Source organism: Streptomyces sp. NPDC048483, assembly GCF_040651455.1.
In the GTDB taxonomy this organism is placed as follows: Bacteria; Actinomycetota; Actinomycetes; order Streptomycetales; family Streptomycetaceae; genus Streptomyces.
Genome location: NZ_JBEZJZ010000008.1, coordinates 24,011 through 49,329 on the forward strand (window position 1 = coordinate 24,011; position 25,319 = coordinate 49,329).

The 25,319-nt window shown below is 70.2% G+C and carries 25 protein-coding genes and 2 pseudogenes; 11 read left to right on the top strand and 16 right to left on the bottom strand.

The features are described from left to right. Positions 1 to 56 precede the first annotated feature (56 nt). Complete coding sequence (locus AB0D04_RS06430) at positions 57 to 758, top strand: TerB family tellurite resistance protein (protein WP_362700193.1); 702 nt, start codon at positions 57 to 59, stop codon at positions 756 to 758. Positions 759 to 1,037: 279 nt separating this feature from the next. On the opposite strand, the gene AB0D04_RS06435 is transcribed toward AB0D04_RS06430, so the two are convergent. From AB0D04_RS06435 to AB0D04_RS06470, 8 genes are all read right to left on the bottom strand, one after another. Continuing rightward, positions 1,038 to 2,312 carry a cytochrome P450 gene (locus AB0D04_RS06435; protein WP_362699974.1) on the bottom strand — a complete coding sequence of 425 codons (1,275 nt, stop codon included), beginning with the start codon at positions 2,310 to 2,312 and terminating at the stop codon, positions 1,038 to 1,040. Then, complete coding sequence (locus tag AB0D04_RS06440; RefSeq protein WP_362699976.1) at positions 2,237 to 3,634, bottom strand: cytochrome P450; 1,398 nt, start codon at positions 3,632 to 3,634, stop codon at positions 2,237 to 2,239. The genes AB0D04_RS06435 and AB0D04_RS06440 overlap by 76 nt, the downstream gene beginning before the upstream one ends. Before the next feature lie 258 nt (positions 3,635 to 3,892). Then, positions 3,893 to 4,465 carry an ATP/GTP-binding protein gene (locus AB0D04_RS06445; RefSeq protein WP_362699978.1) on the bottom strand — a complete coding sequence of 191 codons (573 nt, stop codon included), beginning with the start codon at positions 4,463 to 4,465 and terminating at the stop codon, positions 3,893 to 3,895. Between the two features lie 10 nt (positions 4,466 to 4,475). Then, positions 4,476 to 4,835 carry a DUF742 domain-containing protein gene (locus AB0D04_RS06450; protein WP_362699980.1) on the bottom strand — a complete coding sequence of 120 codons (360 nt, stop codon included), beginning with the start codon at positions 4,833 to 4,835 and terminating at the stop codon, positions 4,476 to 4,478. Then, complete coding sequence (locus AB0D04_RS06455) at positions 4,832 to 5,266, bottom strand: roadblock/LC7 domain-containing protein (protein WP_362699982.1); 435 nt, start codon at positions 5,264 to 5,266, stop codon at positions 4,832 to 4,834. Before AB0D04_RS06455 ends, AB0D04_RS06450 begins: the two co-directional genes overlap by 4 nt. Further along, the gene (locus tag AB0D04_RS06460) at positions 5,263 to 6,837 is read right to left on the bottom strand and encodes an ATP-binding protein (RefSeq protein ID WP_362699984.1); all 1,575 of its coding nucleotides are present in this window, start codon (positions 6,835 to 6,837) and stop codon (positions 5,263 to 5,265) included. The genes AB0D04_RS06455 and AB0D04_RS06460 overlap by 4 nt, the downstream gene beginning before the upstream one ends. A 222-nt stretch (positions 6,838 to 7,059) precedes the next feature. After that, positions 7,060 to 7,272, bottom strand: coding sequence for a DUF397 domain-containing protein (locus tag AB0D04_RS06465; RefSeq protein ID WP_362699986.1), 213 nt, complete (start codon positions 7,270 to 7,272; stop codon positions 7,060 to 7,062). Next, positions 7,254 to 8,099: a helix-turn-helix transcriptional regulator gene (locus AB0D04_RS06470; RefSeq protein ID WP_362699988.1), complete on the bottom strand. Its 846-nt coding sequence runs from the start codon at positions 8,097 to 8,099 to the stop codon at positions 7,254 to 7,256. The genes AB0D04_RS06465 and AB0D04_RS06470 overlap by 19 nt, the downstream gene beginning before the upstream one ends. Positions 8,100 to 8,227: 128 nt before the next feature. On the opposite strand from AB0D04_RS06470, the gene recO reads away from it, so the two are divergent. Both recO and AB0D04_RS06480 read left to right on the top strand, forming a co-directional pair. Continuing rightward, positions 8,228 to 8,974 (top strand): DNA repair protein RecO, encoded by a 747-nt coding sequence (gene recO / locus AB0D04_RS06475; RefSeq protein WP_362699990.1) that lies wholly within the window; start codon positions 8,228 to 8,230, stop codon positions 8,972 to 8,974. Positions 8,975 to 9,006: 32 nt separating this feature from the next. Further along, entirely contained in the window at positions 9,007 to 9,825 is an 819-nt protein-coding gene (locus AB0D04_RS06480; protein WP_362699992.1) for an isoprenyl transferase, read from the top strand. 60 nt (positions 9,826 to 9,885) lie between these two features. On the opposite strand, the gene AB0D04_RS06485 is transcribed toward AB0D04_RS06480, so the two are convergent. The 6 genes and pseudogenes from AB0D04_RS06485 to AB0D04_RS06510 form a co-directional block, all read right to left on the bottom strand. Continuing rightward, positions 9,886 to 10,482, bottom strand: coding sequence for a hypothetical protein (locus AB0D04_RS06485; RefSeq protein WP_362699994.1), 597 nt, complete (start codon positions 10,480 to 10,482; stop codon positions 9,886 to 9,888). Between the two features lie 25 nt (positions 10,483 to 10,507). Beyond that, positions 10,508 to 11,566 carry a hypothetical protein gene (locus AB0D04_RS06490; protein WP_362699996.1) on the bottom strand — a complete coding sequence of 353 codons (1,059 nt, stop codon included), beginning with the start codon at positions 11,564 to 11,566 and terminating at the stop codon, positions 10,508 to 10,510. Positions 11,567 to 11,765: 199 nt separating this feature from the next. Next, positions 11,766 to 12,122, bottom strand: a complete 357-nt coding sequence (locus AB0D04_RS06495) for a WXG100 family type VII secretion target (RefSeq protein ID WP_362699998.1) — start codon at positions 12,120 to 12,122, stop codon at positions 11,766 to 11,768. 136 nt (positions 12,123 to 12,258) lie between these two features. Continuing rightward, positions 12,259 to 12,702 (bottom strand): transcriptional repressor, encoded by a 444-nt coding sequence (locus AB0D04_RS06500; RefSeq protein WP_362700000.1) that lies wholly within the window; start codon positions 12,700 to 12,702, stop codon positions 12,259 to 12,261. 133 nt (positions 12,703 to 12,835) lie between these two features. Next, positions 12,836 to 13,600 (bottom strand): annotated as a pseudogene (locus AB0D04_RS06505) (iron chelate uptake ABC transporter family permease subunit); the annotation flags it as partial. A gap of 823 nt (positions 13,601 to 14,423) precedes the next feature. Beyond that, on the bottom strand, positions 14,424 to 15,611 hold the full coding sequence (locus AB0D04_RS06510; RefSeq protein ID WP_362700002.1) for a DUF1266 domain-containing protein: 1,188 nt from the start codon (positions 15,609 to 15,611) through the stop codon (positions 14,424 to 14,426). A 285-nt stretch (positions 15,612 to 15,896) separates the two neighbouring features. On the opposite strand from AB0D04_RS06510, the pseudogene AB0D04_RS06515 reads away from it, so the two are divergent. The 7 genes and pseudogenes from AB0D04_RS06515 to AB0D04_RS06545 all read left to right on the top strand — a co-directional run. Next, a pseudogene (locus tag AB0D04_RS06515) lies at positions 15,897 to 16,070 on the top strand (GntR family transcriptional regulator); the annotation flags it as partial. Between the two features lie 177 nt (positions 16,071 to 16,247). Further along, a complete protein-coding gene (locus AB0D04_RS06520) occupies positions 16,248 to 16,475 on the top strand; it encodes a ferredoxin family protein (RefSeq protein WP_362700003.1) in 228 nt (75 codons plus the stop codon). Between the two features lie 28 nt (positions 16,476 to 16,503). Then, positions 16,504 to 17,886: an ABC transporter substrate-binding protein gene (locus tag AB0D04_RS06525; RefSeq protein WP_362700005.1), complete on the top strand. Its 1,383-nt coding sequence runs from the start codon at positions 16,504 to 16,506 to the stop codon at positions 17,884 to 17,886. Next, positions 17,883 to 18,761, top strand: a complete 879-nt coding sequence (locus AB0D04_RS06530) for an ABC transporter permease (RefSeq protein WP_362700007.1) — start codon at positions 17,883 to 17,885, stop codon at positions 18,759 to 18,761. Before AB0D04_RS06525 ends, AB0D04_RS06530 begins: the two co-directional genes overlap by 4 nt. After that, positions 18,758 to 19,552, top strand: a complete 795-nt coding sequence (locus tag AB0D04_RS06535) for an ABC transporter ATP-binding protein (protein WP_362700009.1) — start codon at positions 18,758 to 18,760, stop codon at positions 19,550 to 19,552. The genes AB0D04_RS06530 and AB0D04_RS06535 overlap by 4 nt, the downstream gene beginning before the upstream one ends. 103 nt (positions 19,553 to 19,655) lie before the next feature. Then, entirely contained in the window at positions 19,656 to 22,469 is a 2,814-nt protein-coding gene (locus tag AB0D04_RS06540) for a fumarate reductase/succinate dehydrogenase flavoprotein subunit (protein ID WP_362700011.1), read from the top strand. Positions 22,470 to 22,532: 63 nt separating this feature from the next. Further along, positions 22,533 to 23,075 (top strand): S1 RNA-binding domain-containing protein, encoded by a 543-nt coding sequence (locus AB0D04_RS06545; RefSeq protein ID WP_362700013.1) that lies wholly within the window; start codon positions 22,533 to 22,535, stop codon positions 23,073 to 23,075. A 321-nt stretch (positions 23,076 to 23,396) separates the two neighbouring features. Here AB0D04_RS06545 and AB0D04_RS06550 read toward each other — a convergent pair whose 3' ends face one another. After that, positions 23,397 to 23,729 (bottom strand): hypothetical protein, encoded by a 333-nt coding sequence (locus tag AB0D04_RS06550; protein ID WP_362700015.1) that lies wholly within the window; start codon positions 23,727 to 23,729, stop codon positions 23,397 to 23,399. Positions 23,730 to 23,920: 191 nt separating this feature from the next. Between AB0D04_RS06550 and AB0D04_RS06555 the strand changes: the two genes are divergently transcribed. Then, a complete protein-coding gene (locus tag AB0D04_RS06555) occupies positions 23,921 to 24,406 on the top strand; it encodes a tyrosine-protein phosphatase (protein ID WP_362700016.1) in 486 nt (161 codons plus the stop codon). Positions 24,407 to 24,693: 287 nt separating this feature from the next. On the opposite strand, the gene AB0D04_RS06560 is transcribed toward AB0D04_RS06555, so the two are convergent. Next, complete coding sequence (locus tag AB0D04_RS06560; protein ID WP_362700018.1) at positions 24,694 to 25,293, bottom strand: hypothetical protein; 600 nt, start codon at positions 25,291 to 25,293, stop codon at positions 24,694 to 24,696. Positions 25,294 to 25,319 lie beyond the last annotated feature (26 nt).

Sequence of the window (25,319 nt, forward strand, 5' to 3'; positions counted from 1 at the left end):
CTAACATCACGTCCCATGACGGCAACGGGGCCGCAGGGTGACGGAGGGCTGACGTGATGCACAAGATGTGTGTGATGGGCGTGCGCACGTCCTGGCGTACCGTCGCCGACGGGGAATTCTTCTGTCCGGACTGCGGCGGGGACCGCAACTACCTCCGCCGGGCGGGCCGCCGCCGGCTCACCGTCCTCGGCGTGCCCCTCCTCTCGCGCGGCGCCGCGGGTCCCGTTCTTGAATGTTCCGCCTGTCACGGGCACTTCGGCCTGGACGCCCTCGATCACCCCACCACCGTCCGCCTCTCCGCGATGCTCCGGGACGCCGTCCACACCATGACGCTCGCCCTCCTCGCCGCCGGCGGCACCTCTTCCCAGGCCGTACGCGACACCGCCGTCATCACCGTGCGCGCCTCCGGGTTCGCCGACTGCTCCGAGGACCAGCTGATCACCCTCCTCGCCGCGCTCGCCGCCGACACCGGGCGGCTGACCGGCACCTACGACGCGGTGACCGGCGGCAACTGCAGCCATCCCGGCCTCGACCCGTGCGGCACCGCGCTGGCCATAGAGCTCCATGAATCCCTGGAACCCCTGGCCCCCCACCTCGCCCCGGCCGGCCGCGAATCGCTCCTCCTCCAGGGCGCCCGTATCGCCCTCGCCGACGGCTCCTACACCCCCGTCGAACGCGAGGTCCTGGCGACCGTCGGCGCCGCGCTGACGCTCCGCCCGGCCGAGGTGAACCGGCTGCTGACGGCGGCGCGGACGTAGCCGTCCTCGACGGGGGCCGACTGCGGCACGCGGGCGCCACGGCGTCCTTCCTCGCCCATGCGGCGGGCGACGGTGTGCCGTCCCGTGTCGCCGAGGATGCGTATACGGCGATTCTCGATGCGCGGACGCACGTGCAGGGCGCCGACGGGCGGGACGACGGGGTCCGACCGCGGGCGCGCAAAGCGGCCGGCCGCTCGATGCAACCGAGCGGCCGGCCGTGGTGTTTCACCTGTGTGGAACGAACTACGGGGGTAGCGACGATGAACTACGGGATATCTGTCAGGCCGAGGCCGGAGCGGACACCGACGTGGATGCCGATGCCGATGCCGTCGCGGACGTGAGCCTGACCGGCAGGGTCCGGTAGCCGCCGGAGATGAAGCCCTCGATGGGGACCAGGTCCTCGCTCGGGACGGCCAGTTCCAGGTCCGGGAAGCGGTCGAAGAGGGCCGGCAGGGCGATACGGGCCTCCATGCGGGCGAGGGGGGCGCCCAGGCAGTGGTGGACGCCGTGGCCGAAGGCGAGGTGTTCCTGGCCGGGGCGCTGGATGTCGAACTCGGCGGCCTTGGCGCCGTGCTGCTCGGGGTCGCGGCCGGCGGCCACGTACGACGGCATGATCGCCTCGCCCTTGCGGATGGTGGGGCCGCCCGGGATCTCGATGTCCTCGACGGCGAAGCGCAGGGGGAGATTGGCGATGCTGGGGTCCCAGCGGAGGGTTTCCTCGATGACGTCGTTCCAGGAGGCCTTGCCGGTACGGACCAGCTCGAGCTGGTCGGGGTGCGTCAGCAGGGCGTGCACCGCGTTGCCGATCAGGTCGACGGTCGTCTCGTGTCCGGCGACGATGACGAGCAGGAGCGTGTCGACGAGCTCCTGCTCGGTCATCCGCTCGCCGTCGTCGTCCCGCGCGGAGACCAGAACGCTGGTCAGGTCGTCGTCGGGGGTCTCCCGCTTGATGGAGACCAGCTTGCTCAGCAGCGTATGGATATCGATGGCCGTCTGACCGGCCTGTTCGGGGGTGAGAGTGGGATCCATGATCGCATCGGAGAGCCGGGACAGCTCGATGCGCATCTCTCCGTCCGGGACGCCGAACAACTCGCAGATGACCTGCATGGGGAGGGGGTGGGAGAAGGCCCCGCGGAGGTCGACGACATCGCCGGCCGGGGCGGCGGCGAGGCCGTCCAGCAGTCCGGTGGTGATCCGCTCGACGCGCGGGAGCATCGCGTCGGTGCGGCGGGCGGTGAACGCCGGGGCGATCAGCTTGCGCAGCCGGCGGTGGTCGGCGCCGTACGCGGTGAACATATTGGTGACGCCGACCCAGGTCTGCAGCCAGCTGTCGTGGTATTCGCCGCGCTGCCAGGCGGGCCAGTGCTGGCGCGGGTCCTTGGAGACCCGGTGGTCGGTCAGCAGGTCCTTGAGAAGGGAGTGATCGGTGATGGCCCAGGCCTGTACGCCGGCGGGTATCTCTATCAGGACCGCGGAGCCTAGCTCGCGGAGGCGGGCTGCCTCTCCGTGGATATCGGCTCCGGACGGGTCGATGACGACGGGCTGCTGTCCCATGGGGTAGCTCCTGCCTGATCGGGGGTGATGGGGGTGAAGCGGGCCGGAAGGGCTGCGAGTGCGCGCTGGAATGCGCCGGTACGCCATTCCAACTGGTCCGGTGTCACGGCGAGTTCGATGTCCGAGAGCCAGGCGGTGAGCCGCTCGATGGCGGTGGTGGCGATCACCAGGGCGTGTCGCTGGACGGGGCAGGCGTGCGGTCCCGAGGCCCACGCCAGATGGGAGCCGCCGCCCGTACGGGTCTGATCGAGCGTCGTCTGACCGAACTGGCCGTTGGCCGCCGCGTAGGAGACCAGCACCAACTGCCCCTGGCGCACCCAGGTGCCGTGGAAGAACACATCACGGCGCGGATAGTGCGCGGAGTAGTTGGCCATCGGCGGGTCGTTCCACAGCACCTCGTTGATGGCGTCCTGCGCGGTGAGGGCTCCGCCGGAGAGGGTGTTGTAGTAACGGTCGTCGGACAGCATCCGCGAGAGGGAGTTGCCGATGAGGTGGGTGAGCGGTTCGTTGCCCGCGGCCATTGTCAGCACGATCTGCTGAATGACTTCCTCGTCGGCCAGCCCGTTGGGGTGGTCCAGGAACCAGGAGGTCAGGTCCGGCCCGCGCTGGGCCTTCTTCGCCGCGATCAGTTCCATGATGTAGGACGTGAAGGCGGCGTCCGCGGTGAGGGCCTCCTCGGGGGACGCGGCGTCCATCAGCCCGCTGATGGCCGAGATCAGCCGCTCGCTGTAGGAGTCGGGCATCCCGAAGAGGTCGTTGAACATCATCAGCGGCAGCAGCCGGGCGTACTCGCTGACGAGGTCGACCTCACCGTTGGCGCCGAACGCCTGGATGAGGGTGTCCGCCGCGTGCCTGACCTTGGTGCGCAGGATGTGCGGCTCGACGAGCTCGAAGCTGTCGGAGATGACCTGGCGGTAGCGCCGGTGCGTCTCGCCGTCGTTGAAGAGCGCATTGGGCCGGTAGCCCAGCATCGGGACGACCTGGGAGTCGGCCGGAATGGTCTTCTGCCAGTCCCGGGAGTCCTTGGACCAGGTGGCGGTGTCGTTCAGCAGGTCCAGCGCGGCCCGGTAGTCGATGACCAGCATGGCGGTCACGTCCGGGGCGATCTCGACGGGCGCGAGCGCTCCGTACTGGCGCAGATGTTCGTAGAAACGATTCGGCTCGGCGGCGAACTCCGGCCCGTACAGCTTGAGGGGCGCGTAGGGGTCGGGCCCGTCGAGCGGGTGGTGGGCGGGCTGCCGGCCCATGGCGTCGGTACCGCCGTGGGCGTGCGCCGGGCAGCCCGGCGGCGGGGTGGCACCGGGAGGGTGCGGGGAAGTCACGAGTTCTCCTGGGACGGGGACGTCTTTACGGGGGGCCGGGACGTCACGGGTCGGGTTCTCCTGGGTGGTCACCGGGGTCACCGGTGACGAGAAGCCCGTTTCTGGTTCCGCCGGGCCTTTACTGGTTTTCCTGGGCAGCCACGAGTCATGTGTGCCCTGGCGATATTCCTGCGCCGTGACGGGATTTCCGTGGTGCTACCGGGGCTGCCGGCGTCACCGGTGGCATCGGTGTCACCGGCATCACCGGCATCACCGGCGCTACGGGCTTTCCTGTGGCGTGTGCGCCAGTACATGCGTGACCAGCGCGATCAGCGCGTCGACGGACTGGTGCCGGTCCCGGGCGTCGCACATCACCAGCGGCGTATCGGGGTGCAGATCGAGCGCATCCCGCAGCGCATCGGCCTCGTAGTGCGGCGCATCCGGGAAGGCGTTGACCGCGACGGCGTACCGCAGTCCGGCCTCCTCCACGATGTCCATCACCTCGAAGGAGTCCGCCAGCCGGCGGGTGTCCGCGAGGACGAGGGCGCCCAGCGCGCCGCGCGCGATGTCCGCCCACAGGGGACGGAAGCGCTTCTGCCCAGGTGTGCCGAAGAGATACAGCACCAGGTCACCGGGCAGCGTCAGCCGCCCGAAGTCGATCGCGACGGTGGTGGTGGTCTTGTCCCGGACCCCGGCCAGATCGTCGACGACCGCGCCGGTCTGCGTCATGACCTCTTCGGTGTGCAGCGGCGGGGTTTCGGACAGCGTACGGATGAGCGTGGTCTTGCCGACTCCGAACGGCCCCGCGACCAGGAGCTTGACGAGTGTCTGGTCGGCGCCGGACAGGTACATGCTGCCGGTGTTAGGACTTGAGAGAGCGGAGTCCATCGAGAACCCTCTCCAGGATCTGCCGGTCGAATTGCTCGGCTTCGGGAATGGGGACACGGGCGAACAGCCGCCCGGCATCGACGAGATCGGCCACCAGCACCTTCACCACGCTGACAGGCAGGTGAAGATGGGCGGCGACCTCCGCCAGAGACAAGGCCCCCGGCTGCAACAGCTCCAGAATGCGGCGCTCTTCAGGACGTACGTCGCTGGTGACCGGCATCCCCGAGCTGTGCAGCAGGGAGAGCCGGTCCAGGGTGTTGCGGCTGGGGAGGGCGCGGCCGCTGGTGGCCAGATAGGCCGGTACGAGGCGCCTGTTGCTCTGGCGGGGGGTCATGCGGAATTGCCCAGATCTCGCGCCGGGCTGTTCATGACCTTGCTGCCGAGCGTCGACACCTGGATCTGCATATGGTGCGCGACGACGCCCATGTTGACCTCCGGCGCCGCGAAGACGGCCAGGCAGGTGTTCTCGCCGGCCGGGATCGCGAAGACCCAGCCCTCCTCCGACTCGATGACGGTCTGCCGCAGCTTGGCGTCATGCTGCTCGGCGAAGGCCGCGGTGACCGCACGTCCGGCGCCCTGGAGCGCGGACATCATGGCCGCCACACCCTCGGCGGCATCCCGCTTGAGGCCGGGCGAGGAACCCTCGATGAAACCGTCGCCGGAGATAACGGCTGCGTGGATAACATGCGGCAGCTCCAGAAGAGGCGCCAGCACCCAGGACTTGTCCTCGATGCTACGGCGGCGAGCGGGGGCGGGGGTGTTCATGACTGGGGGTTCCCTTCGGTACTGCGAGGGGGCTGTGACTGTTGTGCTGCGGCCCGGCCGGATTCGGTGCCCTGCTGGAGTGCGGCCCAGCGGGAGGCGGTCTCCTCCGGGCTGCGCGCGGGCTGCGGTTCGCTCCGTGGGACGTTCTGGTCGAGCTCGGACACCGGCTGACGGCGGCGGCGCCGCGGGAGCGCGGACTCGTCACCGCCAGCGGGCCCGGCATGCGCACCGTAGGAGGGTCCGGCAGCGGCGGGGGAGCGGGTGTCGAGCAGGTCCGCCGGGTCCGGCGCCGGGGGCGCGACGGACGACGCGGGTGCGACGGGCGCGGAAGGCGTGGCGGGCGCGGGAGGCGCGACGGGCGCGGGAGGCGCGACGGGCGACGCGGGCGTGGGAGCGGGGGGCGGGGTCTGGGACAGCGTCGAGTGACCCGGGTTGCGGGTCGGCAGCGTTCCCCGGTCCTGTGCACCGGACCGGTGTGGAACAGGAGCCATCACGGACATGGGCTGTTGGCTCTCGTCGAGGATGGTGAGCAGGGGGTCGCCCGGGATGTAAACGATCGCGCGCACACCTCCATAGGGAGACGATTCGATGTGCACCCGGTAGCCGTACTGCCGGACCAGCTGGCCGGCCGCCGCGAAACCGGAGCGCGGCGGGTCGCCGAGCTGGGTGAGCAGCAGGTTCTCGTCGCCGGACAGCAGCTTCGCGGCATGCTTGAGCTCTTCCTCGTGCATCCCGACGCCGTAGTCGTCGATGATGACCGAGGCGCCGCGGTTGCCCTGCTGGAGGGTGACGCTGACGGGCAGTTCCTGGTGCGAGTGGTGCAGCGCGTTGGCCAGCAGCTCGGTGACGGTGATCGCGATCGGCTCGACGGCGCGGGCGACGACGGCGATCGGGTCGCGCAGCTGGTTGGTGACCTGCACGCGCTCATAGCCGCGCAGCCGGGAGGTGGCGCCGACGACCAGCTCGGCCAGGTACGAGTCCTCACGGGTCAGACCGGGCCAGGCGCCGCACACCACACCGGTGGCCTGGATACGCCGCAGCGCCTGCTCGTTGAGGAAGTCCGCCGCCAGCAGATCCTGCGCGACGGTCGGGTCGTCGTAACGGTGCTGCATACCCTGCAGCTGGGTCTGAAGCTGGTACAGCAGTGCCTGGATGGTGGTGGTCGCGCCCCGCAGCGTGGACTGCGCCGCGGCGTCGACCCGCTCCCGCTCCTTGGTGACCGCCTCGGCGATCTGCTCCAGTACGGCGCTGAGCGCCTGATCGGTCTCCGACCCGGAGAACCGGGAGTCCAACAGCCCCCGTACGGGCACATGCGGGTGCGCCAGCGCCAGGGTCAGGTCCGGGAGTCGTGCCCCCGCCAGATGCCGGATCTCGGCCTCGGTCGCCCGCAGCCGGGCCGTCAGTTCCGTATTGGCGTGCAACGAGGCGGAGTTCCGCTCCTCAGCGGTGCTGATGCTCTGTCTCAAGGCGGCGCTTTGCATCCTCGCGCGGATCACAAAAGCCGCGAGCACCAAGGCCGCGGCCGTACCTGCGCTGAGGCACCACAACAGCGCCTCGGGTATGGATGTCATCGGGATCCTCGGGTGGGGGAATGTGGTGGCCGGCCCACAGCGATGTGTTGCCGATCATCACGCGATGCTACCGGGGACCTGACGCGTTGTAAGGCCCATGCCAAGCCCTGTGCGAGAAATACCGGAAGGTCGTGTTCCCCCCTTTGTGGGCGGACGGTGACGTGTTTCGGCCCCGCGGTCGTGGTGGCGACGGCGGGGCCGGGTTCGCTTCCTGGGAGCCCATCAACTGGCTTGCATGCCACCGCACTTGATGGCCGTGACGAATGCGGTCCAGCCGGCGGCCGGGATGACCAGGGTCGGGCCGTGGGGGGCCTTGCTGTCGCGGACGGGGACGACGCCGGGGAGGTCGTCGCGGACCTCGAGGCAGCTGCCGCCGTTGTGGTCGCTGTAGCTGCTCTTACGCCAATGAGCCGCGCTCAGGTCGTAGTCACGCATCGTCTGTATTCCTCAGCCGCCGATTCGATCAGGGAGAGGGACGCCTCCGGGGAGAGGGCGACGGCCCTCAGCAAATCGTAGTCCCGTTGTACGCGCCTCACCGTGGTCGGTTCGTCCAGCAGATTCCCCGAATACGCGCCTTCCGTATAGACCGTTGGCGGAGCGTCCTCGAACTCCATGAGCGTCAGCATCCGGCCGATGAAGGGAACCGGTCCCGCCGCGAAGGGGAGGATCTGTACCAGGCCCCTGCGGTCGCGGATGAGGCGCGCGATGTGGTCCAACTGCTCGGCCATGGTGGCCGGACCGCCCACGGGCACACGCAGCACGGCTTCGTGCAAGATCGGCCGGTAGTCGAGCCGCGGGGTTGCGTCGAGGATGCGCGCCCGCTCTATCCGGGACGCCACCTTCTCCTCGACGTAGTCGTCCTCCGCGAGCGGGTTGCCCGCGATCGTGATCGCCCGCGCATACGCCGCCGTCTGCAACAGGCCCGGTACGGTCATCGACTCGAAGTCGCAGATCTTCGTAGCGAGCTTCTCCAGTTCCGCGGCCTTCGCGAAGTAAGCCGCGTACGGCGACTCCTCCAGCAGCTTCCGGCACAGCCGCTCAAAAAAACCGCCCGTCTCCAGGGCCGCATCGATCTGGGTCGCCAATTCCGGAGACGGCTTGCGGCCCACCGTCTCGAAATGGGCGATGTAGGAGCCGGAGACGAACGCCCGCTCCCCCAGCTCGCCCTGGGTTAAGCCGGCCGCCGTCCGACGACTTCTGAGCTCCGAAGCCAGGAACTCCCACCCGGCCTCCTGTGAATCACGGGGTCGGCGTTTGGACATGGGCACCACCTTCCTTTCGCGGGCCTTTCTCAAGCCAGGCTAGTGCCGCTGCGTCACCGCGAGGATACGAACGGTGAAAACCAACCGGCGCGAGGGGGCCCGCGCCCCCATGCGCGAGAATGACCCCCATGAGCCTGTTCCGCGACGACGGCATCGTGCTGCGCACCCAGAAGCTGGGTGAGGCGGACCGGATCATCACGCTGCTCACCCGTGGCAAGGGCCGGGTGCGGGCCGTGGCCCGTGGCGTACGGCGGACGAAATCGAAGTTCGGGGCGCGGCTGGAGCCGTTCTCGCACGTCGATGTGCAGTTCTTCGCGCGGGGCAACGAGCTGATCGGGCGCGGGCTGCCGCTGTGCACGCAGAGCGAGACGATCGCGGCGTACGGCGGCGGGATCGTGACGGATTACGCCCGCTATACGGCCGGTACGGCGATGCTGGAGACCGCGGAACGGTTCACCGATCACGAGGGCGAGCCGGCCGTCCAGCAGTACCTGCTGCTGGTCGGCGCGCTGCGCACGCTCTCCCGCGGTGAGCACGCGCCGCACCTCGTGCTGGACGCCTTCCTGCTGCGCTCCCTCGCGGTGAACGGTTATGCGCCAAGTTTCGACAGCTGTGCGCGGTGCGGAATGCCCGGCCCGAACCGGTTCTTCTCGGTCGCGTCCGGCGGTGTGATCTGCGGGGACTGCCGGGTGCCGGGGAGCGTCGTACCCTCCTCGGAGGCCATCGTCCTCCTGGGTGCGCTGCTGACCGGTGACTGGGAGACGGCTGATGCGTGTGAGGCGCGGCATGTCCGGGAGGGCAGCGGGCTCGTCGCGGCGTATCTGCAGTGGCACCTGGAGCGGGGCCTGCGCTCCCTCCGGTATGTAGAGAAATAGCAACGTCAAGGCACATAGGAGTTGTGGGGCGCATGGCACGACGCGGGATTCTGGGGCGTAACCGGCGCCAGTACGAGACGCCCGAGCCGCACCCGTCCGGTGCGCGTCCGCCGAAGATTCCCGGCGAACTCGTCCCGAACCACGTGGCGGTCGTGATGGACGGCAACGGCCGCTGGGCCAAGGAGCGCGGGCTGCCGCGTACCGAGGGCCACAAGGTCGGCGAGAGCGTCGTCCTGGACGTCCTCAAGGGCTGCATCGAAATGGGCGTGAAGAACCTCTCGCTCTACGCCTTCTCCACGGAGAACTGGAAGCGGTCGCCCGACGAGGTCAAGTTCCTGATGAACTTCAACCGGGATGTCATCCGCCGGCGCCGTGACGAAATGGATGCGCTCGGTATTCGTATCCGCTGGGTCGGACGGATGCCGAAGCTGTGGAAGTCCGTGGTGCAGGAGCTCCAGATCGCCCAGGAGCAGACCAAGAACAATGACGCAATGACGCTGTATTTTTGCGTGAATTACGGCGGTCGCGCGGAGATCGCGGATGCGGCGGCGGCCATTGCCGCGGACGTACGGGCCGGAAAGCTGGACCCGTCGAAGGTCAACGAGAAGACCGTCGCGAAGTACATGTACTACCCGGACATGCCGGATGTGGATCTCTTCGTGCGGCCGTCGGGCGAGCAGCGGACGTCGAATTACCTGATCTGGCAGAGCGCCTACGCCGAGATGGTGTTCCAGGACATTCTCTGGCCGGACTTCGACCGCCGGAACCTGTGGGAAGCGTGCCTGGAGTACGCGAAGCGGGACCGTCGGTTCGGTGGCGCGCAGCTGGCGGCCGGGGAGTCCGCGACGTAGACGGCGCACCGACGGGAAACGGGCCGCCTCCCCTCGGGGAGGCGGCCCGTTTTTGCGTCATCAGGGGTGCCAGACCTCGGTGAGGTGAGAGATCTCGCCGGAGCTGTTAACGGTGATTTCGTAGTTGTCCCCGCTGCAGGAGAAAGGCTCCTTGACGCTTTCTTCCCGCACACACGCGGTGACGTGCTCGCTCAGCTGGGCGACGGTCACCGTACGGCGCTTGATCGGGCTGTTCAGGGCCAGCTCGGCCGTGGCCCCGGAGGCCAGCCGGAAGCGGGCGGCCTTCCCTGTCCCGATGTACCCCCCGCCGTTGGGGTCGCAGCTGAACTTCGCCTCCTTGGCGAGCAGTGCGCCGCCGGACGGCGCGCCCGTGATCTGCACCATCCGGTGGCCCTTGGCGAGCTTGCGGGGCGTGCAGTCGAAGGTCGGTTCTCCCGTGCCGGGCGCCGGGTCGCTCGGCGGCGAGGCCTGGGACGAGGCTGGAGCCGAGGCGCTGGGGGAGGCCGCCGGGTCGGCGGGATGGGAAGCCGAGGGTGCGGCGGACGACGCGGATGCCTCCGGGGAGGCGGCCTTGGGGTCGTCCTCACCCTTGCAGGAGGTGAGCGTGACCAGTGCCGTGGCAACGGCGGCTGCGGCGAGCAAACGGCGGGTGAACATGTAGGCGCTCTCTCTTGTGTGCGGCCTAGAGGCCGTTGCGGCGGAAGGGCAAGTACGGATGGCCGGTTGCCTCTTCCTCTGCTGCGTCACCGGGGAAGTACGGGTACGGGATGACCTGGGAGACGGTGCCCTGGGAGCCGTTGTCCTCCAGCGCGATGTACTTGGTGTGTGATTCGTCGGCCCAGCCGCCGAAGACGACGGTGTGGTTGCGGGCGATCAGTGCGTCGCCCGGCTTGAGATCGTCCTTGGTGATCTGATGGGAGACATCGTCCTTCATCAGGCCCATCGTGTCCCGGCCAGGCGGCTCCAGGCCCCAGGCGGCGGCGACGAACCCCGAGCAGTCATCCCGGTAGCCGTTGGTGGTGGCCGACTGGCTGTAGCCGATCCGGTGGTTGATGCGCTCAAGGGCGCGGTCGATGACGTCCTTGCGCTCCTTCGGGAGCCCGTCGGTGTGGGGCTCGGCCAGGACGCCGGCGCCGGTCGTCGTGTGGTGCTTGCCCGGCGACCAGGCATCCCAGTCGCCGACTGTCTTCCACTTGCCGTCGCCTTGCCCCAGCTTGGGGTCCTGACCGGTGGCGCCACCGCCGCCGTTGCCGCCGCCTCCAGCGCCACCGCCGCCGTTGCCGCCGCCACCACCACCGCCGTTGCCGCCACCCCCACCGCCACCGGTGCCCTGCAGGCCGGTGTGGGGCGACTTGGACTTGCCGTCGGACTCGTGGTCGTCCTTGATCTTCTTGAGGTGGTCCTCGATCTTCTTCTCGTTCGCCTCGTACTCGGCCTTGACCTTCTTGATCTTCTCGGCGTCCGCCGCCAGCTCCTCGAGCAGCTTCTTCTTGCTCTCCTCGAGGCGCTCGCTGATGTCCGCGATCTCCTTCACGTCCGCGACCACCTGGTAGGCGATGCCGAAGCCGGGGAGCGAGGCGAGTGGCGACGCCGCGAGGTCGATCGACGCCGCCTGCACGAGCGTGATCTTGATCTCGACCAGCCGCTTGGTCAGCTCCGCCATGTGCTTGCTGGCCGCGTGCCAGTCCTTCTCGATCTTGCCGAGTTCCGCCATTTCGGCGCCGAACGCATCTTTTGCCATTCGTACAACCCCCCCGTGGTGTTCGCGGTGAAACGCGCAGAACCTGCGCTCCGGGCCCGGGTGGAGCCGGGCCCGGAAAAGATAGTGACGGATCGTCAGTGGGCCGTTGGTGGGCCGTCGGTGGACCGTTGGTACGGCCGTCGATACGGCCATCAGCCAGGCCGTTGGTTCGGCCGTCAGCTCGCCGTCAGCTCGGCCGTCAGTAGATCTCGGACAGCCGGGTGACCGACTTGCCCAGCGCCGACAGATCGTCGGAGATCTTGTTCATCTCCTTGACGCGGCCGTGGGCGACGTCGACGAAGGCGTCGGATGCCGGGCCGTGCCAGGTGAGTTTGCCGAGGGTGGCGTTGATCTCCTTGGTCAGCCCGTCCATCTCCTTGCTCAGCTTCTCCAGATCGCCCGCGATCTTCTGCAGGTCAGCGTCGCTGCCGCCGAACATCTGGGTCAGCACCCAGTGCGCGATCTCGGCCGGCGCCATCATGATGTCCTTGCCGACCTCGACGACGCCGCTTACCAGCTGCTTGCCGTCGTCCCAGAGCTCTCCGAGAAACCCCACTGCTACCCCCCGTGTCCTGCGCGGATGTCCGCGCCGATGCCTAGCCGAAGGCTAGCGCATCGTGCACCTGTCAACTTTCAGGAAAAGGTAAAGGGTCGCCTCCCTGACCGGGAGACGGCCCCTTCGCGTGCTGCCGTTATTCCTTTTCGGACTGCTTGGCGGACTGCTTGGCGGCGGCACACTCCCCGCACGTCCCGAAGATCTCGATCGTGTGCGCGACATCGCGGAAGCCGTGCTCGGCGGCGATCTGGTCGGCCCACTTCTCGACCGCGGGGCCCTCGACCTCGACGGCCTTGCCGCAGGCCCGGCACACCAGGTGGTGATGGTGGTCGTCGGTGCTGCACCGGCGGTAGACGGACTCGCCGTCGCTGGTGCGCAGGACGTCGACCTCGCCGGCGTCGGCGAGCGACTGGAGCGTTCGGTACACGGTGGTCAGCCCGACCGAATCGCCCCGGTGCTTGAGCATGTCGTGGAGCTCCTGCGCGCTGCGGAACTCATCGACCTCGTCGAGTGCGGCCGACACCGCGGTCCGCTGCCTCGTCGACCGGCCGCGTACCGGAGATCCCGCGCTCGTCGCCACCGTTGCCTCCCTAGGACGTCAGGACTTCAGGAATTCCCCTGCACGATTCCCCCTGCCCGTGCGTCGGCCATTGTGCCAGGCGACGACGGGAAAGCCGGTCGGGCACTCCACCTGCCCGTCTACGCCTGCCCGCCTACACCTGCACATCGTCCGCGACAGCGGTGCGGCTGCCGGGTACCTCCAGGGTGCACCCCTCGCCCGTCTCCGAGGCAGTCCTGGCGCGTTTTTTCGCCAGCGGCGCGGCGAGGGCCGTAAAGATCACGAAGAGGCCGATCGCGAAGAGCACGATGGTCGCGCCGGACGGGACATCCACGTAGTACGAGGTGGCGGTGCCGGTGAGGGTGACCGCGACGCCGATCGCGATGGCCACCCCGAACGTCGCCGCGAAGCTGCGGCTGATCTGCTGGGCGGCCGCGACCGGGATCACCATCAGGGCGCTGACCAGCAGCAGGCCGACGACGCGCATGGCGACGGTGACGGTGACCGCGGCGGTGACGGCGACCAGCAGATTCAGCAGCCGTACGGGCAGGCCCGTCACCCGGGCGAACTCCTCGTCCTGGCAGACCGCGAACAGCTGGCGGCGCAGGCCGACGGTGATCGCCAGGACCAGGGCGGCGAGGACGCAGATGGTCGTCATGTCCTCGGGCGAGACCGTGGTGATCGAGCCGAAGAGGTAGGTGCTGAGGTTGGCGTTGGAGCCCGCGTCGGAGAGGTTCATCAGCATCACGCCGCCCGCCATACCGCCGTAGAACAGCATGGCGAGGGCCAGATCGCCGCGGGTCCTGCCGTACCAGCGGATCAGCTCCATGACGACGGAGCCCAGGACGGCGACGGCGGTGGCGACCCAGACCGGGCTGGTGTTGAGGAGGAAGCCGAGGCCGACGCCGGTGAGGGCGAGCCACGTCCACAATCAGCTGGTGACCGGACTGGGACACCCGGAACGGCAGCTTGGCCCGGACGCCCAGGCCGACCTGGGTCTGTCCCTCGAAGCTCGCACCGAACTTGGTGTCCTTGAACGTCTTGTATCCGCTGATGTTCACACCCGGCAGCGGCTTCCCGGCCTTCCCGGCGTAGGACGGCTTGCCCGTCGCCGGGTCGTAGCTGGGCGCGGACACAAAGATCTGCAGGATGGCGCCGCCCTTTACGGGTATCTGCTCGCCGGATCCGTCCTGGTAGAACTTCTTGACGTAGCCGACGTGGTAGCCGGCCTTGTCACCCGTACCGCTGATGTCGAAGACCATGCGGTCGTAGCACGCGTGCCGACCGGTCGTGATGTTCTTCAGCGGCTTGGCGTACCCGTGCGTCGCCGACTTGGTGCCACTGCCCCAGGCCGTCGAACAGGCCGTGGCCGAAGCCGCCTTGACCGCAGGGCCGGACGCGGCGCTGGCCGCCCCGGCCGTGGTCGCCAGCCCGGCGCCTGCCAGTACGAGCGCCGCGGCCGCTGTTCCCCATCGTCGCAAGATTTACCTCCACAGAAGAATGGCGTACAGGTGCATGCGGGAGGAGGGCGGGGGCGCCGACGGCGTTGCGTTCCGGTCGGGTTTTGGCCAACGGCGGGCGGAAATTGTCGCGAAACGGGAGTTTGTTGATCACGGGGTGCGCTGTGGAGCGAGCGCGGTGGGGCGCGCTCCGGCGCCGGCTGTCCGCCGACCCGCGTCGGCAGTCGCCATCCGGCGCAGCGGGACAAACCCCCTTATCTCGTTAGGATACAGCGAAATTCGTCACCCGGCACTGGAGTCACGGTCCAGCAGAAAAGGGATATTGCGCCACGGACTGGCAGGGTCACGGGTGAGGATGCGGTGCGGCGACAGCGCGGAACTGTACATATGGCCGAAGGATTCCTCGTCGAAGCGGAGGGCGCGGCCGAGGATGTACCCCGCCGAGAACTCCTCCCAGGAGGAATAGTGCTTGCGGCAGAGTTCGCCGACGCGGATCACGGCCTTCTCGACCTCGGGCACATCGGTGAAACGGGCGCTCAGGCCCCAGCGGGCGAAGTTGACGGCGCGGCCGAAGTCGTAGCCGAGGGCCGAGGTGACATAGCCGTCGGGCGGCAGGATGCCGTCGGCCCGGAAGCGGGACTCGTAGCGGACGATCTGGCCGATGAGTGACATGGTCTCGGCGATCGACTCTTCGTCCGCGCCGCGTTCGTGGAGATTGGCTGCGGTCGTCCGACGCCAGAACGGCGCATCGGTGTGCGCCCCGGGCTGTCGGCGGGCGATCTCGCGGCGGACCATGAGCGCGAATTCCGGGAGGGGTGGGCTGTTACGGCCCTCCAGCAGGTAGTTCAGCTGCCCGAGCCACCTCGCCCGGTCCACGACGTCCCAGGAGTCGCGCAGTATGGAGACGTCTCCGCGGTAGTCGCCGCAGACATCGCCGAGGTCGTTCCACAGCACCTGGTTGTGTACGGCCAGATGCGTGCCGCAGGCCAGGCCGTGCGCGAGGGGGCCGTCCAGTGGGCCGCTGTACTTGGTGATCAGTTCATCGTCGTCGTGCCCGCGCTCCGGCACCTCGTCCACCAGTGCCTGCCAGTCGTCGTCCTGGCCGCGGTAGCCGGGGAAGAACGCCTCCTCGGGCCACCCGGGGTTGACGAGGAGGCCGGGGATCCGGCCGTCCTCGTCCACCCCGTCCTCTTCGGACACCGGTGGCAGGTCGATGGTGCACAGGACGAGCTTCTCCCTGCGGTCCGGCATCTGGCCGCGGGTGTGGACGACGAAGCAGCGCCCGCCGTCGGGAGCCTTGAACACCAGCATCGAGGCCTCGCCGCCGACCTCGTCGACGTCCTCCTTGAGCGCGTACGTGAAGGTGTCCGCCGCCAGCAGGATGCGCTTGTACGCGTCCCAGTCCTCGCGCGACTTGGCTTCGTACAGGTCGAGTTCGACGTCTGTCGGCGGTATCCATCCGTTTGCCATGCTCCCCGTTCCCCCTGGTTGATGCGCTGTTTCGGCTGTTTCGGCTGTTCTGCTGATCAGCCTGATGGGTCTGATCATTGTGTGGCCGGTGAGAGTGAGACCTTAACGGGCGGGGGTGGGCACGTCGGACGGCCCCTGGAGTGGCAGGCCGTCTGCCCCTCCCCGGTGGCAGATCATCCCGTCGCGGTACGGAAAGCGCAGGTCACGGCCGTCGCCCGGAGTGCGGACAGTGGCGCAATACTGCGGCAACACCACTGGCCGGAACACGTCGGTATGGTCCGCCTCATGCCTGCCGAACGCACCCGCCAGCACACCGGCCCGGTAGCGGCCGCCCGCCGCCGCCGGCTCCGCGCGGACCGTGCCCGGCAGCTCGCCACCCTGCTGCGTCACCAGGTGCATGGACTCGACCGGTTGATGGGACTGGCCGAAACCCTGCACCCGCACGGCAGGGTCACCCATCTCGCCGACGACTGTCCCGTCGACCTGGAGTTCATCAGTCCCCCAAGGCCTCAAGGGCCAAGGTGGGACCCCCATCGCGGCGATCGCCTCACCCTGCGCGGCCTGCTGCGCCGCACCGTCTGAGCCCCGCCCCCGCCCCCGCTTGCCCCTCCCCGACGCCCCTACCCGGAGACCGCCATGCCTCTTGCGCCCCAGCGGGCCGATGTGCCCGTGACCATCGACGAGTCCAAGTGCATCGACGGCTGCACGCTCTGCGTCGACATGTGCCCGCTCGACTCCCTCGCCATCGACCCGGCCAGCAACAAGGCGTATATGCACGTCGACGAGTGCTGGTACTGCGGCCCGTGCGCCGCGCGGTGTCCCACCGGCGCGGTCACGGTCAATATGCCCTACTTGTTGCGATGAGAGGCACGTCCCCATGCAGCGCACGTCCATGAAGCGCACGCTCACGAAGCGCACCTACCAAAAAAGTACGATCTCCCTCGCGGCCGCGGGCCTGCTGCTCCCCCTCGGGCTCACCGGCTGCGGCGGCGCCGCGCAGGCGGGCGACGGCAAGAACGTCACCGTGACCATCGGCTACCAGTCCAAGACCATCAACACCGTCACCGCCGGCACCCTGCTGCGCTCGCTCGGCTCCTTCGAACGCGAGCTGCGCGCGCAGGGCAAGCGCGACGGCAAGACGTACAAGGTGGTCTGGCAGGACTACGCGACCGGGGCGCCGATCACCGCGCAGATGGTCGCCGGGAAGATCGACATCGGCTCGATGGGCGACTTCCCGCTGCTCATCAACGCCGCGCGCGGCAAGCAGCTGCGCGCCCCGACCCGGCTGATCGCGGTCACCGGCTACAACCTGCGCGGCGCGCTCAACACGATTGTCACCAAGCCTGGTTCACGCCTGCACTCGCTGGCGGACCTGCGCGGCAAAAAGGTCTCCAGCAGCGTCGGATCGGCCTCCGACGGCACGCTGGTACGGGCCCTGCAGCGCGCGGGGATCGACCCGGAGCGGGACGTCCACAAGCTCAACCAGCAGCCGGCCGTGGGCGCCTCGGCGCTCCAGTCGGGCAGTGTGGACGCGCTCTCGCAGTTCGTCGCCTGGCCGGGGCTGCTCGCTTTCCAGGGGAAGGCGCGGGCGCTCTACGACGGGGGCGCGCTGAAGCTGCCCACTTTCCACGGTGTGACGGTGGCCGAGCGGTTTGCCGGGCAACGGCCGGCGGTGGTCAAGGCGTTCCTTGCCGCGCAGCGGGACGCCACCCGCTATCTGCAGGCCCATCCGGTCGACGCCGCACAGCGGGTCGCCAAGGCCACCGGGCTGCCGCCCGAGGTGGTCTACCTCTACAACGGCGCGGGCGGCATCGCCACCTTCGACCCCACCCTCAAGCCGCGGCTGATCGCCGCGCTGAAGAAGGATGTGGCGGTGCTGCGGGCAGCCAAGCTGACCGGGCCGGTGGATGTGGACTCGTTCGTCAACGACCGTTACCTGAAGGCGAGTTACGGGAGCGGGTACGCCAAGGCCCGGCGCTCGACGGCCCATCCCTCGGCCGATGAGGTCTGGCTGCGGGGCGAGGACCGTACGCACTCCTTCCGCGATCCGGCGGCGCTGCTGCGGTTCGTCCGGGCGCACCGGGAAACGGTACGGGCGGCGTATGTGGCCGATGCGACGACCGGGACGCGGTGGTTCGCGGACAAGGCCCTCTGGGTGCGGGACGGTGCGCGGCTGCTGCCGTTCGCCACGCAGGCCACCGCCGACGCCTGGGTACGGGGCCACGATGGGGCCCGCACCCTCGGCTACGCCGACGCGTTGAAGCAGGTCCGGTGAGCACGGCCCGCGTGGCCCGGCGTACGGGGGCGGTCCTCGCGGCGCTGGCCCTTTGGCAGGTGCTCGCGCAGTTCCGGGTGCAGGCCTGGCTGCGCTTCTCGCAGATCCCCACGGTGGCGGAGACGGCCCATGCGTTGATGCAGCGGCTGGGCGGGGCCGCGTACTGGCAGGACCTCGGCGAGAGTCTGACCCGGATCGTGAGCGGCTTCGCCCTCGCGGCCGTCCTCGGCGTCGCCGTCGGCACGGCCGTCGCCCGCTCACCGCTCGTCGCCGATCTGCTGGGCCCGTTGCTGGAAATCGTGCGCCCCATCCCGGCGATTGCGCTGGTCCCGGTGGCGATCCTGCTGTTCCCCAGCAATGAGCAGGGCATCGTCTTCATCACCTTCGCCGCGGCGTTCTTCCCGGTGATGGTCGCCACCCGGCATGCGGTGCGGGCGCTGACGCCCGCCTGGGAGGAGGCGGTGCTGACCATGGGCGGCGGCCGGTGGCGGGTGCTGTGGTCGGTGGTGCTGCCGGGGGCCCTGCCGGGGATCTTCGGCGGACTGTCGGTGGGACTGGGCGTCTCGTGGATCTGTGTGATCTCCGCCGAGATGATCTCCGGGGAGTACGGCGTGGGGTACCGGACCTGGCAGGACTACACGATCGTCGACTATCCGGGCGTGTTCGTCGGGATGGCCACGATCGGGCTGCTGGGCTGGGCCACGTCCACGGCGGTGGAGGTCCTGGGGCGGCGCCTGACGCGCTGGCTGCCCCGTACGGCGGGACGGCAGGCGCCGAGGTGGGGTCTGCCCCGTACGGCGCGCAACGCGGGCCCGTACAAGGGGGTCCGGGGCCGGCTGCGAGCCGGCCTGGCGACGCGTGGAGGGACGCGATGACCAGCACCGATACCACCGCAACGGCCCGCCCGCAGGCGCCCGCACCCGGCATCCGGCTGTCCCTCGCCGGTGCTGTGCTCGGCCACCCCGGTGCGCCCGTACTCCGCGGCCTGGACCTCGAGGTCGCACCGGGCGAGATCCTCACCGTCGTCGGGCCGTCCGGCTGCGGCAAGTCCACCCTGCTGCGCACCCTCGCCGGTCTGCTGCCGCTGCTCGGCGGCCGGCTGAGCCAGGACGGCGGGCCCGTCGACGGGCCCGCCGCCGACCGGGCGCTGGTCTTCCAGGAAGATGCGCTGCTGCCCTGGCGGAGTCTGCGGGCGAATGTCGAACTCCCCCTTGCGATAAGGGGGTTGACGCGTGTGGAGCGCCGGGCGCGGGCCGTCGAGTGGCTGGGCCGGGTGGGCCTGACCGAGCATGCCGCCCGCCTGCCGCACCAGGTCTCCGGCGGCCAGCGGCAACGCACCCAGCTGGCCCGCGCGCTGGCCGGCCAACCGCGCGCCGTCCTGATGGACGAGCCGTTCGGCGCGCTCGACGCCCAGACCCGGGCCGGGATGCAGCAGCTGCTGGTGACGGCGCTGCGCGGCACACACGCCACCGTCGTCTTCGTCACCCACGACGTGGACGAGGCGCTCTTCCTGGGCGACCGGGTCGCCCTGCTGGGCACCGGCCGGGTGCTGCCCGTACCGCGGCCGCGGGTCCGGGAGGCGTATGCCGACCCTGCGACGGTCGCGCTGCGGCGGGAGGTCCTCGCGTCCCTGGGCGACCGGCCGGACGATCCGCCCGACGCCTGACCTGTCCCTCTCCTGGCAGTCGACTGCCTGCCGCTCGCCGCCCCGTACGCAACCGCCACACCCCGCGCCCCAGACCCCGCGCCCCGCCACCGAAAGGCACCCCATGGAGATCCCCACCCCCGACGCCCCCGAGGAACTCTCCTGCGATGTCCTCGTCATCGGCGGCGGCACCGCCGGCACCATGGCCGCGCTCACCGCCGCCGAACACGGCGCGGACGTCCTCCTCCTGGAGAAGGCGCACGTCCGCCACTCCGGGGCGCTCGCCATGGGCATGGACGGCGTCAACAACGCCGTCATCCCCGGCCGCGCCGAACCCGACGACTACGTCGCCGAGATCACCCGCGCCAACGACGGCATCGTCGACCAGGCCACCGTCCGCCAGACCGCGACCCGCGGCTTTGCGATGGTGCAGCGGCTGGAGTCGTACGGCGTGAAGTTCGAGAAGGACGAGCACGGCGAGTACGCCGTCCGCCAGGTGCACCGCTCGGGCTCGTATGTGCTGCCGATGCCGGAGGGCAAGGACGTCAAGAAGGTCCTCTACCGGCAGCTGCGCCGGCGCGAGATGCGCGAGCGGATCCGTATCGAGAACCGCGTGATGCCGGTGCGCATCCTGACCGGCGACGACGGCCGGGCGATCGGGGCGGTGGGCCTCCACACCCGCACCGGCGGCTTTGTCGCGGTCCGCGCGGGCGCGGTGATCCTCGCCACCGGGGCGTGCGGCCGCCTCGGCCTGCCCGCCTCCGGCTATCTCTACGGCACGTACGAGAACCCCACCAACGCGGGCGACGGCTATGCGATGGCGTATCACGCGGGTGCCGAACTGACCGGCATCGAGTGCTTCCAGATCAACCCGCTGATCAAGGACTACAACGGCCCGGCCTGCGCGTATGTGGCCAACCCCTTCGGCGGCTACCAGGTCAACCGGCACGGCGAGCGGTTCGTCGAATCCGACTACTGGTCGGGGCAGATGATGGCCGAGTTCGCGGCCGAGGTCGCCTCCGAACGCGGCCCGGTCTATCTGAAGCTGAGCCACCTCCCGGAGGAGTCCGTCTCCGCCCTGGAGACGATTCTGCACACCACCGAACGCCCCACCCGCGGCACCTTCCACGCCGGGCGCGGCCACGACTACCGCACCCATGACATCGAGATGCACATCTCGGAAATCGGGCTGTGCGGCGGGCATTCGGCGTCGGGCGTACGCGTCGACGACCACGCCCGGACCACCGTGCCGCGGCTGTACGCGGCGGGTGATCTCGCCTGCGTCCCGCACAACTACATGATCGGCGCGTTTGTCTTCGGCGATCTGGCGGGCGCCGATGCCGCCCGATTCGGTTCCTACGAGGGTGCGTTGCCCGCCGAGCAGTTGCGCGCCGCGCACGACCTGATCTACCGGCCGCTGCGCAGCCCCGACGGCCCGCCCCAGCCCCAGGTCGAATACAAGCTCCGCCGCTTCGTCAACGACTATGTCGCCCCGCCCAAGAGCGGCGCCCGCCTGTCGCTGGCCGTCGAGCACTTCGAGCGGATGCGTACCGACATCGCCGCCATGGGCGCCCGCACCCCGCACGAGCTGATGCGCTGCGCCGAGGTCACGTTCATCCGCGACTGCGCCGAGATGGCCGCCCGGTCGTCCCTGGCCCGGACCGAGTCCCGCTGGGGCCTCTATCACGAGCGTACGGATCACCCGGACCGCAACGACGGCGAGTGGCTGCACCATCTCGACCTGCGCAAGTCCGCCGCGGGGACGATGGAGTTCACGGCCCGGCCGGTGGCGCCGTATCTCGTGCCGGTGGAGGAGTACGTCCCGACGGGCGGCGCGTCCCGCTTCCTGGGGGAGGTGCATCCGGAGCGGGTCGCCACGGCGGGGGCGCGGGACACGGCGCCGGTGGGGTCCGGGGCCCGGCCGGGGGCGAATGCCGGGCCCGGGGACGGTTCCGCGCCCGGAGCCGAGGGCACGTCCGGGACGGGGCCCCGCCCCGATGCCCCCTCCCCCGGCTCCCCCTCCCCCTCCCCCCGCATCCTCGAACTCCTCACCCTCGCCGAGGACCAGCCGGACCTCCCGGCCCTGCGCCCCTACCTCGCCGACCCCGACCCGGCCGTCCGCCGCGCCGCCGTCGACGCGCTCACCGAAAGCGTCCCGATCGGTACGGGACAGGCCCTCGCCGCCCTGCTCGCCGATGCCGACCCGGCCGTACGGGCGGCCGCCGGCGCCTCGCTGCGCGAACTGGTCGAGGTCCTGCCGCCGGCAGCCGAACTGCGCGAGCCGCTGGTCACGGCCGCAGCGCACGGCGCCGACCCCCTCGTCCGCGCCGCGGCCCTGAACGTCCTGTACGTCCTGGGCCTCGGCGACCGCCCCCGCTACGCCGCCGCGCTCGCCGACCCCGCGGTGGACGTCCGCATCCAGGCCCTCCGCGCCCTGGTCTCCGTCGACGCCGCCGACGACCTCCGGCGCGCCGTCACGGACCCCTCCCGCGAGGTCCGGGTCGCGGCCGCGCACGGGCTGGGCACCGTCGGGGCGCCGGAGCACCTGGCGGATCTGCTCCGCGACGAGGACCTCCTCGTACGGGCCGCAGCGCTCGCGGCCCTGGCCACCACCGGCTGCCCGCCCCCGTACGACGCCATTGCCCTCACCGCCCTCGAGGACCAGGCCTGGCAGGTCCGCGCCGGCGCAGCCAGGGCCCTGACCGCCGCCGCCCCCGAACCGGCCGTCCCTGCACTGCGCTCCGCCCTCACCGACGGCCACGCGGACGTACGCAAGGCCGCGGTCCTGGCCCTGGGCGGCCACACCTCAAGCCCGGACGCCCTGCGCGCCCTGGCCACCGTCGCGCACGACCCGGACGCCGATGTCCGCGCCCACGCCCGGCTGGCGGCGACCGGCCGGCGCCGCGTATCCGCGCCATCGGGCACGATGGACGGATGAGCCCGACCGTCGAGCTGCCGGGACGGCTCGCCGAGCAGGTAACCAGGAGCGGGGAGGCCCGGGTTGGAGAGCGGACAGGTCGATGGGCGGGCTCGGCGGAGCGTCCTGGACTCGCTGGAGCCGGGGCAGGTCCACCGGGGTGTCGTCTCGGCGGTGCGGCCCTTCGGGGTGTTCGTGGACCTCGGGGGCCTCGACGGGATGGTGAACGTTTCCGAGCTTTCCTGGGTGCGCTTCGATGATCCCGCTCAGATCGCGGACGTGGGGCAGGAAGTGACGGTCATGGTGCTGGACGTGGACAGGCAGCGCGAGCGGGTGGCGCTGTCGCTGGCCGGCCTGTTCCCGGATCCGCTGCGGGAGTTCGCCCGTACGCAGATCGGTGCGGTGATCCCCGGCCGGGTCACCAAGACCGTTCCGTTCGGGGTGTTCGTGCACGTACACGAGGGGTGCGAGGGGCTGGTGCCCGGCCCCCGGCTCGCCGAGCACGGTGTCGACGATCCCGAAGCCGTGCCGATCGGCACCGAGGTCCTTGTGGAAGTGGCCGAGGTCAATGTCCGGACCCGGCGGATCCTGTTGGGATTGCGGAGGCTTGGCGGCGCGCCGGCCTGATCGGGCGTCGGGCGGTCGCCGCGACCCCCCTCCATACGCCGAACCGGCAGGTCCGTACGGCGGGCTCCTGCGCTGCTGCGCGCGGGCAACGTGCCCGACGAGGTCGGGGCCGGGGCACAGGCGAGTGAAATGGTAGAAATGAGAGGAAAGCTCCCACCGTCGAGAAAGGAGCCGGTATGTCATCGAAGCGACGCCGCAAGAAGAAGAGCCGCCGTAAGCACGCGGCCAACCACGGAAAGCGGCCTCAGTCCTGAGACGTGGCCGAGACCGGACGATGCCTGCGGGCTCCCCGCGCAGTGGTGATGCGGGGAGCCCGACGGGTCAGGCCGTCCCCACGCCTCCGGTGATCTTGTCGATCGCCTGCCGGGCCTGCTCCCCCGGCGAGCGGGCGGGCAGCGACGAGACGGCCGCCGGCGCCACGGCGGGCTGTGGCCGGCCTTGCACCGCGGGTTTGGCGTGAGCCGCGGACGGCCGCCCGCGCAACCGGTGACTGGCGGCCTCATCAAGGGTCACCGGCCGCTTCAGCTGCACGGCAAGCCGACCGGCCTCCTGGCCGAGTGCGGCAACGTCCTCCCATTGCAGCCGGAGCACGACGCGGAGTTCCGCTTCTCCATCGGGCAGGGCGGTGAGCGGCGGGGTGATGGGCTCGGTCATGTGGCCCTCCTCGGACGACGAGTGATGAGTAGTAGTACGAGGGAAGCGGGCCCGGCGTTCAATCGTCCGCGTACGACGGCCGCCCCATATTGCGCCTCGGCACTGCCGATCAGACACTGCCGATCAGACACTGCTGATCAGCCGTCAAAAACCAGTGGCACACGTTCCCTTGTTGCCGCTAGCGTCCCGCCGTGCCCACACCACCCACCGCACCCGCCGTCCCCGTCGCCGGAGGCACGCTGACGCTGATGAATCGCCCGAAGTTCACCGCGCTGCCTGCGATGCGGGCGGATGGTGTGACGCACCTGGTGACGGTTCTGGGCAGGCGCGAGGGGGCGCTGACCCTGCGGAACGCGGCCCGCGCGGCAGGGTTGCAGTGGATCTGGGTGGAACTCGCCAACGGCAACCCTCCCCCGGCGGCGCGAGACCGGGAGCTGATCCCCGTCGTGCGGGACCTCGCGGGGGTGCTCCGGGACGGCGGCAATGTGGTCGTCCATTGCTCCGCGGGAATTCACCGCACGGGCATGGTCGCGTACGCGCTGCTGAGGGCCGGCGGAATGCGTACCGATCGCGCTCGGGAGACGCTGGGGCGACTGCGGACCGTGGCGCTGGACGGGGTGGGTGAGCATCGGCTGGCGTGGGCCGAAGGGTTGTGTGCTCGGGCGGGGTGGGCGTGACGGAGTACCTGATCAGAACCGTCGACGGCAACGATGGGGAGCCTGTCCAGGGGAACAGGCTCGCCGACGTCCTCCAGCCGCGGTCCCTGGTAGGTGAGACCACGACGGCGTGGGGCGATCACGCCTTCCGGCCCAGAGCATCGCGGTCAGCGCATCATGGGAACTGGCAGGCACCTGATACCTGGACATCGAGGGGGCCGACTCGCTCGGTGCAGCGGATCGCCTTGCGGCGGAGATCACCGGGCAGTTGAGTGAGGAAACCGGGCAGCCCGCCGCCTCCTGCCGGATCAGCGACGAGTGAGCCCGGCATCCCCGGCCAGCACCTGCCGCAGGACGCAGAGCACCGCCTCGTCCGGGAAGCGTTCGCGGGCCGCCGCCTCGGCGCCCGCCAGGACGTCGGCGACGTGATCGGGCTGGGCGTCGGCCAGCAGGGACCGGATCCAGGAGGCGAGGTCGTCGATCCGGTCCGGGACGCCGGGCGGCAACGGGCCCTCGAAGGGGGCCAGTTCGTGGTGGACGGTGCGCTTCGTGCGCCTCGTACGTCGTGCCAGCAGCGCCCGTGCGGGTGCCGTGTCGGGACCCTGACGAGGCGGTGGTTCGGCGACCGCAACCGGGGCCGCCGAAGCCACCTCGGCGGCCTCGGGCAGCTCCGGCAGCCGGCCCTCGGAGCGGTACCTGCCCGCCTCCAGGCCGACCCGCTCGGGATGGACGCAGGCCGGCACCCGCGTCACCCGGTGGTAGCGGAAGCCGTCCGCGGCGTCGAAGGGATAGTCATGGCTGGGCCCGTCCAGCACATCGAAGCCGCCCGCAGGCAGGCGCAGGGACGGGCAGAACCAGCAGGCGCGGTGGTCGGTGGTGTCATCGATGAACGGGTCGGTGCGGCGCATACCGGGGCACAATAGCGGGGCGCCGG

Bases quoted from the DNA above. Each gene is read 5' to 3' on its own strand.
- AB0D04_RS06430 (WP_362700193.1), top strand. From the start codon at position 57: ATGCACAAGATGTGTGTGATGGGCGTGCGCACGTCCTGGCGTACCGTC.
- AB0D04_RS06435 (WP_362699974.1), bottom strand. From the start codon at position 2,312: ATGGGACAGCAGCCCGTCGTCATCGACCCGTCCGGAGCCGATATCCAC.
- AB0D04_RS06445 (WP_362699978.1), bottom strand. From the start codon at position 4,465: ATGTACCTGTCCGGCGCCGACCAGACACTCGTCAAGCTCCTGGTCGCG.
- AB0D04_RS06450 (WP_362699980.1), bottom strand. From the start codon at position 4,835: ATGACCCCCCGCCAGAGCAACAGGCGCCTCGTACCGGCCTATCTGGCC.
- AB0D04_RS06455 (WP_362699982.1), bottom strand. From the start codon at position 5,266: ATGAACACCCCCGCCCCCGCTCGCCGCCGTAGCATCGAGGACAAGTCC.
- AB0D04_RS06460 (WP_362699984.1), bottom strand. From the start codon at position 6,837: ATGACATCCATACCCGAGGCGCTGTTGTGGTGCCTCAGCGCAGGTACG.
- AB0D04_RS06465 (WP_362699986.1), bottom strand. From the start codon at position 7,272: ATGCGTGACTACGACCTGAGCGCGGCTCATTGGCGTAAGAGCAGCTAC.
- AB0D04_RS06470 (WP_362699988.1), bottom strand. From the start codon at position 8,099: ATGTCCAAACGCCGACCCCGTGATTCACAGGAGGCCGGGTGGGAGTTC.
- recO (WP_362699990.1), top strand. From the start codon at position 8,228: ATGAGCCTGTTCCGCGACGACGGCATCGTGCTGCGCACCCAGAAGCTG.
- AB0D04_RS06480 (WP_362699992.1), top strand. From the start codon at position 9,007: ATGGCACGACGCGGGATTCTGGGGCGTAACCGGCGCCAGTACGAGACG.
- AB0D04_RS06485 (WP_362699994.1), bottom strand. From the start codon at position 10,482: ATGTTCACCCGCCGTTTGCTCGCCGCAGCCGCCGTTGCCACGGCACTG.
- AB0D04_RS06490 (WP_362699996.1), bottom strand. From the start codon at position 11,566: ATGGCAAAAGATGCGTTCGGCGCCGAAATGGCGGAACTCGGCAAGATC.
- AB0D04_RS06510 (WP_362700002.1), bottom strand. From the start codon at position 15,611: ATGGCAAACGGATGGATACCGCCGACAGACGTCGAACTCGACCTGTAC.
- AB0D04_RS06520 (WP_362700003.1), top strand. From the start codon at position 16,248: ATGCCTCTTGCGCCCCAGCGGGCCGATGTGCCCGTGACCATCGACGAG.
- AB0D04_RS06525 (WP_362700005.1), top strand. From the start codon at position 16,504: ATGAAGCGCACGCTCACGAAGCGCACCTACCAAAAAAGTACGATCTCC.
- AB0D04_RS06535 (WP_362700009.1), top strand. From the start codon at position 18,758: ATGACCAGCACCGATACCACCGCAACGGCCCGCCCGCAGGCGCCCGCA.
- AB0D04_RS06540 (WP_362700011.1), top strand. From the start codon at position 19,656: ATGGAGATCCCCACCCCCGACGCCCCCGAGGAACTCTCCTGCGATGTC.
- AB0D04_RS06550 (WP_362700015.1), bottom strand. From the start codon at position 23,729: ATGACCGAGCCCATCACCCCGCCGCTCACCGCCCTGCCCGATGGAGAA.
- AB0D04_RS06560 (WP_362700018.1), bottom strand. From the start codon at position 25,293: ATGCGCCGCACCGACCCGTTCATCGATGACACCACCGACCACCGCGCC.